The organism is Mesorhizobium sp. M1C.F.Ca.ET.210.01.1.1, assembly GCF_004791585.1.
Lineage (GTDB): Bacteria > Pseudomonadota > Alphaproteobacteria > Rhizobiales > Rhizobiaceae > Mesorhizobium.
The window spans coordinates 1-9,366 of the sequence record NZ_SRUU01000067.1 but is presented as its reverse complement, the minus strand read 5'-3'; the positions used below and the strand labels follow the sequence as shown (position 1 = coordinate 9,366).

Here is a 9,366-nt window from a genome sequence, read left to right as displayed (position 1 = left end):
CAGAAGCGAACCATCGACGACACCTGGCGACACATCGGACACCTCGTCGCCACCATAGAACCCGACGAATGCTCAAACTACTTCAACAACGCCGGATACGCTTCCGTCAAAACCTGAAGCGCTCTAGTAATGCGCGTAGCCGCTCAAAGGGCATCTCTGGGAGGCGGGAACCTCAAAGGTGCCGTCAATACCGCTGCAGGTGCGAAACCCGGACTTCCGTCCCGTCGCCTTTGCTCTCGGCGCCGCTCTTGGATTGGCCGCTTCGCGCTGCTGTTCACGTCTCGGCTTCGCACGAACGACCGGTTGCGGCTTCTGCGTCTTTTGCGACGTGGCGCTTTCCTGTTTCTTCGCTTCCGACGCCCGCTTGGCGCGGTAGCTTTTCACGGCGTCGTCCGTGTCGAGTTTCAGGCGGGCATATTGCTTAGGGGTCAGAAAGGTGGTCGGGGGCAGCTGGTTTTCTTCCTGCCACCGGCCGATGGCACGGCGCGTCTTGATGCCGAAGTCGCCGTCGGCCTCGTCGAGGTCGTAACCGGTCGCCAGCAGCCTTTCCTGCAGATCGATCCTTGCCTGTCGATCGAGGCCGATCGCGCTTTCCGTCAATTCGGTCCCGGCGTCGGTTTCCGGACTGGGTGCCGCGGCCGGAGGCTGCGCCGCCATCGCCGACCGCGGCGCGTCGCTCTCGGTATCGGCGACAGCGGCCGGTGCTTTGCCGACGGTGATCGGCGGCTTCCTGAGCTGATCGATGTTGAGGCGGGCGAGATCGGCGAACGCTCCCTTGGGGAATTGCTGCAGATAGGCTTCGTAGTGCGCGAGCGTGTTGCGCTTCGAGGCCTCGTCCCACACGCGCTGCTCGATTTCCCATCCGCGCGCATCCGTGCCCGCGGGTGCGGCTGGAGTCTCAGTGGAGGATTGCTGCGGTGCCGGGGCGGCCGGCGGCGGCGTTTGCGGGCCGATGAAGACCTCGCGGCCGAGCGAGGCATTGTGCCAGGGCCGCTGGCGCCCATCGGTTTCGGCGGTCACCTCGCCGCGAACCCGGGTCAGCGCGCTCTGGATCTCGACGCCCGGCTCGGCAAGATGCCTGGCCAGCGACATCGTGTAAGGGCTGTTGGCGCCGTTGCCGTCATAGGACACGGCGCCTGGATCGGTCGCAAAGGCGATCAGGACGCCGCCGCTGCCGACATCCGCTGAACTGACATCGATGGGCGCCAGGCCCGGCGCTGTGGTCGAGCGGCTCTTCGGCAGCGAAGCCGCGAGCGTCCTCGCCAGCGGATTGTCGCGGCAGGCGTCGAGGATGACGATTCCGACGGCCGGGTCGGGCGGGAGAGCGGCGAGCAGCTCGTCCATCTGGACGGTGCGGGTCCTGAGATGCGCAGGAGCCGTAAGCTCGGCGTCGACCGGGATCAGGTAGTTCTTGCCGTTCACCTGCATGCCGTGGCCGGCGTAGTAGATCAGCGCCGTATCGGCGTCGTAGGAGGCCTCGGTGAACTTGTTCAGCCGGTCACGCATTCCGGCATAGTCGAGGTCCACGCCTTCGATGACGTTGAACCCCGCCTTGCGCAAGACGTCGGCCATCAGGCGCGCATCGCTGGCGGGGTTGGGAAGGGCCGGCGCGTAGACATACTTGCTATTGCCGATGACCAGGGCGACCCGATTGCCGCCGGCGGCAAGGGCGTTCGCCTGCGGCAGACCGGCCGCGGCCAGGAAAATCAAACCAACAATGACGGCCCAGAACCTCATCGCGCGCACTTTCAATCAAGTTGCGGCTTTGCCTGCTTGTTCCAGTCGCAATTTCATGCGGGGACAGCCCCTTCCATGAAATATATAACACATCAGCGGGTTTGAATGTGGCTCTCCTCGCTTCAAACGTGGGTGCCAGCCGACGACTGCCTTGTCGATTTCAGCCCGCGTCCTTGCCGCACCGGACGCGCATGTCTTGAGGGAGCCCGCCTAGAACCGGGTTCGATCGGATTGACGTACGTCAAAGCGCATTTGAAATGAGTAGGCAATCATCGGCAATGTGAAGAACCTGGAAGCCGTGCTGTGCTTGAGCGAGCTTGGCAGATTTGGCAGCGAGACTATCGGATCCTCGGCGCGATCATGTTCGCGTTCGGGCTTGCCCTTTTCCTGCCGCTGACGCCTTCAGGCCAGGCGCGGGCGCATGAGTTCGGTATTTTCCAACGCGTTTCGCCAGCCAAGGTCGTCCTGTCAATTGCAGACTTCAAAGTGGATAGAGCGGCCTCGACGAAGGGCGTTCCGTCGGCGACCGCTGCGGATGATACAGGCTGTCACGACGGCGCGGCCCAGGCCGATTGCAGCCTGTGCGGGGGCGGGCACTGTTTCGGTTGTCCGGCCCTCATTCCGGCGGCGACGCCCGGAATCGGCTTTGTACCGGGGCCTGACGCCCCTGCTTTGCTGGACCAGGCAGGCTTGACGCTGACAAAGCCTGACGAAGCCTTTCGCCCTCCTCGTTCCGTTCTCTGACGACCTCGTCGGCGCAAATCTTACGCTTGCCGACGAGCCGTTCCTCGTGCCGGGCCAACGCCCGCGCCGGTCGCGAACGCGTTCGGAATCTCATGCCCCAAGGTGACGTTCCGCGACCGCCTCGTCGCCGAATAGGAGACCTCAATGTCAACACATGACCACTCGGACCACGACTATCCGCAAGGGTCTTTTCTGGCCACGCGAGCAGGTCTCGTCCTGCTTGGCTTCCTTGCGATCGGCGGGTTCCTGCTCTTCACCGAGCACCGCGCCCATGTCCTTGGCGCGCTGTTCTACCTGCTGCCGTTCGGCTGCGTTTTCATGCATTTCTTCATGCACGGAGGACATGGCCATGGCGGGCACGGCGGTCACCGTAACCAGCCCGACGAAAGGAATCCGTCATGAGCGCCGAGACACAAGCCTACGGCCTCTGGAGCCTGGTCATCGTCAACTCCGCCGTCTTCATCCTGTTCGCCTACAGCTTCTTCAAGCCGCAGACCGGGCGGGACTGGCGTTCGTTCGGCGCGTTCAGCGCGTTCCTGGTCGCGCTGTTCGCGGAAATGTACGGGTTTCCGCTCACCATCTATTTTCTGTCTGGCTGGCTGCAGGCGCGCTATCCAGGGATCGACTGGTTCTCGCACGATGCCGGGCACCTGCTGGAAATGATGTTCGGCTGGCGGGTCAATCCACACTTCGGACCGTTCCACCTGCTGAGCTTCGTCCTCATCGGCGGCGGGTTCTGGCTGATCGCGGCGGCATGGCGGGTTCTCTACGACGCGCAGCAGGGTCGCTCTCTCGCGGTGAGCGGACCGTACAGCTATATCCGCCACCCGCAATATGTCGGCTTCGTCCTGGTGATGCTCGGCTTCCTCGTTCAATGGCCGACGCTGCTGACGCTGGCGATGTTTCCGGTGCTGGTCGTCATGTATGTGAGGCTGGCGCGGGCCGAGGAGCGCGAGGCGATCGCCGAGTTCGGCGACGCGTATCGCGCATACATGAAAAATGTCCCGGGATTCCTGCCGCCGCTGGATCGCGTCCTTGCCCGATTGAGCGGCCAGTCCGGTGAAGGCAAGCCATCATGATCAGTCATTCGTAGTCGGACGCCCGACGATGTCGCTCCCAGAAACCGCATCGATGCCAGGACTGGTCCTGACGGCATATGACGGTCCCAACGACCCTGTCGAAGTCGTCGAGCGCAAGGGACTGGGTCACCCGGACACCATCTGCGATGCCCTTGCCGAAACATTCTCGCGCAATCTGTGTCAGGAGTATTCTCGACGCTTCGATCGCATCCTTCACCACAACGTGGACAAAGCGCTTCTGCTGGGCGGTCGCTCGGCGCCGGCTTTCGGGGGCGGCTCTCTTACCAGTCCGATAAACATCTATCTGGCGGGCAGGGCCACAACTGAGATCGGCGGGGAACATATTCCGATCAAAGAGATAGCGGTCGAGGGATCCAGGTCTTGGTTGAAATCCAGCCTGCACGCGCTCGATGCGGAACGTGACGTCCGGTTTCACGTGCTGACCCGACCCGGTTCAGCGGACCTGCAGGAGCTGTTTTTGCGGACGCCTGAAGCTCCCTTGGCCAATGATACTTCGATCGGCGTTGGCTATGCGCCGATGAGCGCCCTTGAAGCTCTGGTGCTCGACGTGGAACGGCACATCAACGGAAGAGACCGGATGCGCGAACATCCTGCATGGGGCGAAGATGTAAAGGTGATGGGTGTTCAACAAGGCAAGTCGGTCCGCCTGACCGTCGCCTGCGCCATGATCGGACGTCATCTCGCTCACGGCGACGATTATTTTGCCGAGAGATCCGCGCTTCGGACACTCGTGGCAGAACTTGCCGAACAGCACGGGTTCACGGAGTCCGATGTGGACGTCAATGCCGCCGATGGAGCGTCCCAAGGTGCGCTTTATCTCACCGTCACCGGGACATCGGCCGAGGCTGGGGACGACGGCCAGGTAGGCCGCGGCAACAGGGTCAATGGCTTGATCACTCCCTGTCGGCCAATGAGCCTTGAAGCGGCCGCAGGCAAGAACCCGGTGTCGCACGTCGGGAAGATCTACAACATCGCGGCGCGTGATATCGCCGAGACGATCTGTGCTGCCCTGTCCGAGGTCGTAGCCGCCGAGTGCATGCTGGTGAGCCGGATCGGCGAGCCGGTGACCCGACCCGCCCTCGTGCAACTGAAAGTCGCGACGCGCGACGGCTTCCCGATCGCAGAGATCAAGCGACCCGCGGAGGCAATCACAGCAGATCGCCTGAACAGGATTCCGAAGCTCATCGAAGATTTCGTCGCTGGCAGGATAGCCACGTTTTGAGGACGCGGCCGAGGCAGGTTCGAAAATCATGGCTGAAAAAGTATTTGCAGCTCAGGATCTGACCAAGACCTATGTCTCGGGCGAGACGGAGGTGCACGCGCTGCGCGGCGTGGATCTCGACATTTTCGCCGGCGAGGTGGTGGTGATGCTGGGCCCCTCGGGCAGCGGGAAATCGACACTGCTCAACATCATGGGCGGGCTCGATCACGCGACCAGCGGCGAGCTGTCGTTCAAGGATCTGCGGCTGACCGACCTCGATGACCGGGGACTGACATCCTATCGCCGCCGCCACGTCGGCTTCGTCTTCCAGTTCTACAATCTGATCCCCAGCCTCACGGCCTACGAGAACGTCGCGCTGGTCACAGAGATATCCGACGATCCGATGCGGCCCGAGAATGCTCTCGCTCTCGTCGGGCTGGAGCTGCGCATGCATCATTTTCCGGCGCAGCTGTCGGGCGGCGAACAGCAGCGCGTCGCCATCGCCCGCGCGATCGCCAAGCGTCCGGAGGTGCTGCTCTGCGACGAGCCGACAGGCGCGCTCGACTCCAGGACGGGCGTTCGGGTGATCGACGCGCTGATGAAGGTCAATGCCGAGCTGGGCACGACCACCGTCATCATCACCCACAACGCCATCATCCAGGAAGTCGCGCACAGGGTCCTGTTCTTCAGCGACGGGCAGATATCGAAGGCCGTCACCAACGAGGCCCGCCGCGCCGTCAGCGAGCTTCAGTGGTGAAAGGCATGCGCGCCCTGGACACAAAACTCTTCCGTGACCTGGTGCGCCTTTGGGCGCAGGCGCTGGCCATTGCGCTCGTGGTCGGCGGCGGGGTGGCGACACTTCTTCTCGCCGTCGGCTCGTACCGTTCTCTCGATGAGACGAGGACTGCCTATTACGAGCGCTACGGTTTCGCCGATGTCTTCGCAACGGCGCGGCGGGCACCGAGGGCGCTCGTCCGCCGGATCGCGGAAATTCCCGGCGTCGCGGCCGTCGATGCGCGGATCGCGCAGTTCGCCCTCCTCGACATACCGGGCCAGACCGCACCGGCCACCGGCGTGGTCGTCTCGCTGCCCGAGGTCGGCGAGCCGAAGCTCAATCGCCTCTATATGCGTGCCGGCCGAACTCCCGATCCCGGCCGCGACGACGAAGTCGTCGTCAATGAAAACTTCGCCGAAGCACACCGGTTCACCCTGGGCTCAGGCTTCGCGGCAATCCTCAACGGCCGCAAGCGCGACCTGAGGATCGTCGGCATCGCCCTTTCTCCCGAGTACATCTATGCGGTCGGTCCTGGCGACATCATGCCGGACGGCCGCCGCTTCGGTGTCATCTGGATGTCCGAACGGACCCTCGCCAGCGCCTACGATCTGGAAGATGCCTTTTCGTCCGTGTCGCTGAAGCTGCTGCCGGGAACGTCGGAGCGCGAGGCGATGACGCGTCTTGACGACCTGCTGGACCGCTATGGCGGGCGCGCTGCCTACGGGCGCAAGGACCAGACATCGCATGCCTGGCTCGATCACGAGCTCGACATGCTCAACAACATGAGCCGCACGCTGCCGCCGATCTTCCTGCTGGTCTCGGCGTTCCTGGTGAACCTTACTCTCAGCCGCCTCGTTTCCCTCGAGCGCGAACAGATCGGCCTTATGAAGGCGCTCGGCTACCGCAACGCCAGCGTCGTCCTGCACTACCTGAAATTCGTGGGCATCATCACGGCGGTCGGCATCGTTATCGGCAGCGTGGTCGGCACTTGGCTCGGCAGCTATGTGACCGGAATATTCGCGGACTTCTTCCGCTTCCCCTTTCTCCTGTTCACCAAGAGTCCCGATCTCTACGTCGCAGCGGCGGGATTGAGCCTGCTTGCCGCAGCGGTAGGCGCGCTGCGCGCCTTGCGCGAAGTCGTCAATCTGGCTCCTGCCGTCGCCATGCAGCCGCCGGCTCCACCGGTTTTCCACCGAACGCTGCCGTTGAGGCTCAGCCTGGCCGGCGTGGTATCGCAACCGACGAGGATGATGCTGCGCAACATCGCGCGTCATCCAGTTCGATCCACTTTCACCGCGCTCGGCATGTCGCTGGCTACGGCAATCCTGATCGTGTCGCTCTTCACCGGGGGCACCATGGAGCAGCTTATCGACGTCACCTACTTTCTCGCGGATCGCCAGGACGCGACCGTGAGCTTCTTCGAGAAGCGCCCTCAGGAAGTGGCCTTCCAGATTGCGAGACTTCCCGGAGCTCTGAACGCAGAGCCTTACCGGGAAGTCCCGGTCCGCATCCGCAACGGCCATGTCGAGCGCCGCATCATGATCCGCGCCAGGCCGCCCGGCGCGGAGCTCAACCGCATCATCGATGCCGACCTGCAGCCTGTAGTCCTGCCGCAATCAGGCCTCGCGATCTCGGATATGCTGGCCAAGATCCTCAAGGTGCGGGTTGGGGACACTGTCGAAGTCGATTTGCTCGACGGCCAGCGGCGCACCGTCTCGCTTCCCGTGGCGGCGCTGGTCGAGGACTATCTCGGCATGCGCGGGATGATGGATCAGGAAGCGCTCGCCAGGCTGCTGCGCGAAGCGCCGATGGCGAATGGCATCAATGTCAGCCTGGACACCGACAGGCAGGACGAGTTCTACGCAGCGGTCAAGACCATGCCGGTCGTGAGCAGCTTGGCTCTGCGGACGGCGTCTCTCGCCAGTTTCCGCGATGTCGTAGCGCTGCTGGTCACGACGATGTCCAGCATCTACACGGGGCTCGCGGCTGTCATAGCGTTCGGCGTGGTTTACAATAACGCCCGCGTCTCCCTGTCCGAACGCGCCAGAGAGCTGGCGAGCCTGCGGGTCCTGGGCTTCACCCGCGGCGAGGTGCTGCGCATCCTGCTGCTTGAACTCGCGCTGTTGACCCTGATGGCGCAGCCGCCTGGCTGGGCGATAGGCTACGGCCTTGCCTGGATCATGAAGACGAATCTGGCCGGGGAACTGATGCGGGTGCGCCTGGTCGTCGAGCCTGCCACCTATGTTTTCGCCAGCGCGATTGTCATTGCAGCGGCTGTGCTCTCAGCCCTGATCGTCCGCAGGCGGGTTAATCAACTCGACCTCGTTGCTGTTCTCAAGACGCGGGATTGAAGACCATGCGCACCAACTGGATGAAGAAAATCGGCAGCATTGCGGCCCTTGGCTTGGTCGCCGCGGCGGCGGTGTGGTTCGCATGGCCGCAGCCGATTCTCGTTGACCTAGCGACAGTTGCCAAGGGCCCAATGGAGGTCACGGTCGACGATGAAGCCAAGACCCAGGTGCGGCACATCTATACGGTGTCGGCGCCAATCGCCGGCAAGGTCCTCAGGATCTCGCCGCCGCATCATGTCGGGGACGAGGTCACCAAGGACGAGACCGTGGTGGCGGTGATGCAGCCGGCCACCCCCAGCTTTCATGATGTCCGCACACATGAGGAGTTGCTGGCGGCGCTTGGGGCGGCCGAAGCGGCCGTGACATTCGCGGAGGCGGAGGTGAAACGTCTTGAGGCGGCGCTTGCATATTCGCGCACCGAACTCGATCGCGCGGGAAGGCTAGCCAAGTCCGGAGCGATTTCGCAGAATGCCCTCGACAAGGCGAAGTTCGAAGTCGACACCAACGAGGCAGCCTTGGCGAGCGCGAAGGCGCAGGTCGAAGTCCGGCGCAACGAACAGGCGATGATCCAGGCGCGGCTCGGCCAGCCCGCCGGAGATGTTCCACAATCAGATCCGGCTTGCTGCATCCAACTTCGTGCGCCAGTGAGTGGCCGCATCCTGAAGATCGTTCAGGAGAGCGAGGGCATGGTCCAGCCGGGCGCACCGCTTGTCGAGATCGGCGACCCGCGCGATCTGCAGGTGGCGGCGGACCTGCTCTCGACCGACGCGGTCCAGATCAGGCCCGGTGCCTCCGTTCGTATCGACGGCTGGGGCGGGCGCGCGCTTCAGGGCAAGGTGACGCGGGTCGACCCAGCCGGTTTTCTCAAGGTCTCGGCGCTTGGGATCGAGGAGCAGCGCGTCCACACCGAGATCGATATCGTCGACCCCGCCGAAATGTGGTCGCAGCTCGGGCACGATTATCGTGTGATCGTGCACGTGACGAGTTGGCAAGGCGACAATGTCCTTACCGTCCCGGTAGCGGCACTGTTCCGGCAGGGCGATGACTGGGCTGTCTATCTCGCCAAGGACGGACGCGCGCGTACGACCGTGGTCAAGATCGGCCGCCGGGACAACAAGGTGGCCGAGGTCGAGTCGGGCCTCTCGGAAGGCGATCGGGTCGTGCTGCACCCGAGCGACCGGGTGGGCGACGGGGTTGCCGTGCACGAGCGGAACGTTCGATATGAGCGACCCGAGACATAGGTGACGGAACGTACCGGACACATGGGTAACACTTTTGGCTTTGGCCGGAGGTGTTGATGCCGTGGAGAGAGTGTTCGGTGATGGAGGAACGTCTTCGTTTCGTGGCCCGTCTTCTCGAGGGAGAAGGGATGAGCGAGGTGTGCCGAGCATTCGGCATCTCGCGCAAGACCGGCTACAAGATCTTCAACCGCTACCAGGATGAAGGGCTGGAGGCGCT

The 9,366-nt window shown here is 63.4% G+C and carries 9 protein-coding genes and 1 pseudogene; 9 read left to right on the top strand and 1 reads right to left on the bottom strand.

The features are described 5' to 3' along the window. Positions 1-117 (top strand): annotated as a pseudogene (locus EN853_RS32710) (IS630 family transposase); the annotation flags it as partial. Between the two features lie 6 nt (positions 118-123). On the opposite strand, the gene EN853_RS32705 reads toward EN853_RS32710, so the two are convergent. Next, the gene (locus EN853_RS32705; protein WP_127863012.1) at positions 124-1,737 is read right to left on the bottom strand and encodes a caspase family protein; all 1,614 of its coding nucleotides are present in this window, start codon (positions 1,735-1,737) and stop codon (positions 124-126) included. Positions 1,738-2,040: 303 nt separating this feature from the next. Between EN853_RS32705 and EN853_RS32700 the strand changes: the two genes are divergently transcribed. The 8 genes from EN853_RS32700 to EN853_RS32665 all read left to right on the top strand — a co-directional run. Beyond that, complete coding sequence (locus EN853_RS32700) at positions 2,041-2,481, top strand: hypothetical protein (protein WP_127863013.1); 441 nt, start codon at positions 2,041-2,043, stop codon at positions 2,479-2,481. A gap of 144 nt (positions 2,482-2,625) precedes the next feature. Then, a complete protein-coding gene (locus EN853_RS32695; protein WP_127863014.1) occupies positions 2,626-2,883 on the top strand; it encodes a DUF2933 domain-containing protein in 258 nt (85 codons plus the stop codon). Further along, complete coding sequence (locus EN853_RS32690) at positions 2,880-3,560, top strand: isoprenylcysteine carboxylmethyltransferase family protein (RefSeq protein ID WP_127863015.1); 681 nt, start codon at positions 2,880-2,882, stop codon at positions 3,558-3,560. The genes EN853_RS32695 and EN853_RS32690 overlap by 4 nt, the downstream gene beginning before the upstream one ends. A 52-nt stretch (positions 3,561-3,612) precedes the next feature. Continuing rightward, positions 3,613-4,803 carry a methionine adenosyltransferase gene (locus EN853_RS32685; protein WP_127863016.1) on the top strand — a complete coding sequence of 397 codons (1,191 nt, stop codon included), beginning with the start codon at positions 3,613-3,615 and terminating at the stop codon, positions 4,801-4,803. Positions 4,804-4,831: 28 nt separating this feature from the next. Beyond that, positions 4,832-5,539: an ABC transporter ATP-binding protein gene (locus EN853_RS32680; RefSeq protein ID WP_127863017.1), complete on the top strand. Its 708-nt coding sequence runs from the start codon at positions 4,832-4,834 to the stop codon at positions 5,537-5,539. A gap of 5 nt (positions 5,540-5,544) precedes the next feature. Further along, complete coding sequence (locus tag EN853_RS32675) at positions 5,545-7,908, top strand: FtsX-like permease family protein (RefSeq protein ID WP_127863018.1); 2,364 nt, start codon at positions 5,545-5,547, stop codon at positions 7,906-7,908. A gap of 5 nt (positions 7,909-7,913) precedes the next feature. Then, complete coding sequence (locus tag EN853_RS32670) at positions 7,914-9,149, top strand: HlyD family efflux transporter periplasmic adaptor subunit (protein ID WP_127863019.1); 1,236 nt, start codon at positions 7,914-7,916, stop codon at positions 9,147-9,149. A gap of 56 nt (positions 9,150-9,205) precedes the next feature. Continuing rightward, a partial coding sequence (locus EN853_RS32665) for a helix-turn-helix domain-containing protein (protein WP_135856013.1) occupies positions 9,206-9,366 on the top strand: 161 nt, incomplete at its 3' end.

Excerpts from the sequence above, each read along its gene's own strand:
- EN853_RS32705 (WP_127863012.1), bottom strand. The coding sequence starts at position 1,737 with ATGAGGTTCTGGGCCGTCATTGTTGGTTTGATTTTCCTGGCCGCGGCC.
- EN853_RS32695 (WP_127863014.1), top strand. The coding sequence starts at position 2,626 with ATGTCAACACATGACCACTCGGACCACGACTATCCGCAAGGGTCTTTT.
- EN853_RS32690 (WP_127863015.1), top strand. The coding sequence starts at position 2,880 with ATGAGCGCCGAGACACAAGCCTACGGCCTCTGGAGCCTGGTCATCGTC.
- EN853_RS32685 (WP_127863016.1), top strand. The coding sequence starts at position 3,613 with ATGCCAGGACTGGTCCTGACGGCATATGACGGTCCCAACGACCCTGTC.
- EN853_RS32680 (WP_127863017.1), top strand. The coding sequence starts at position 4,832 with ATGGCTGAAAAAGTATTTGCAGCTCAGGATCTGACCAAGACCTATGTC.
- EN853_RS32675 (WP_127863018.1), top strand. The coding sequence starts at position 5,545 with ATGCGCGCCCTGGACACAAAACTCTTCCGTGACCTGGTGCGCCTTTGG.
- EN853_RS32670 (WP_127863019.1), top strand. The coding sequence starts at position 7,914 with ATGCGCACCAACTGGATGAAGAAAATCGGCAGCATTGCGGCCCTTGGC.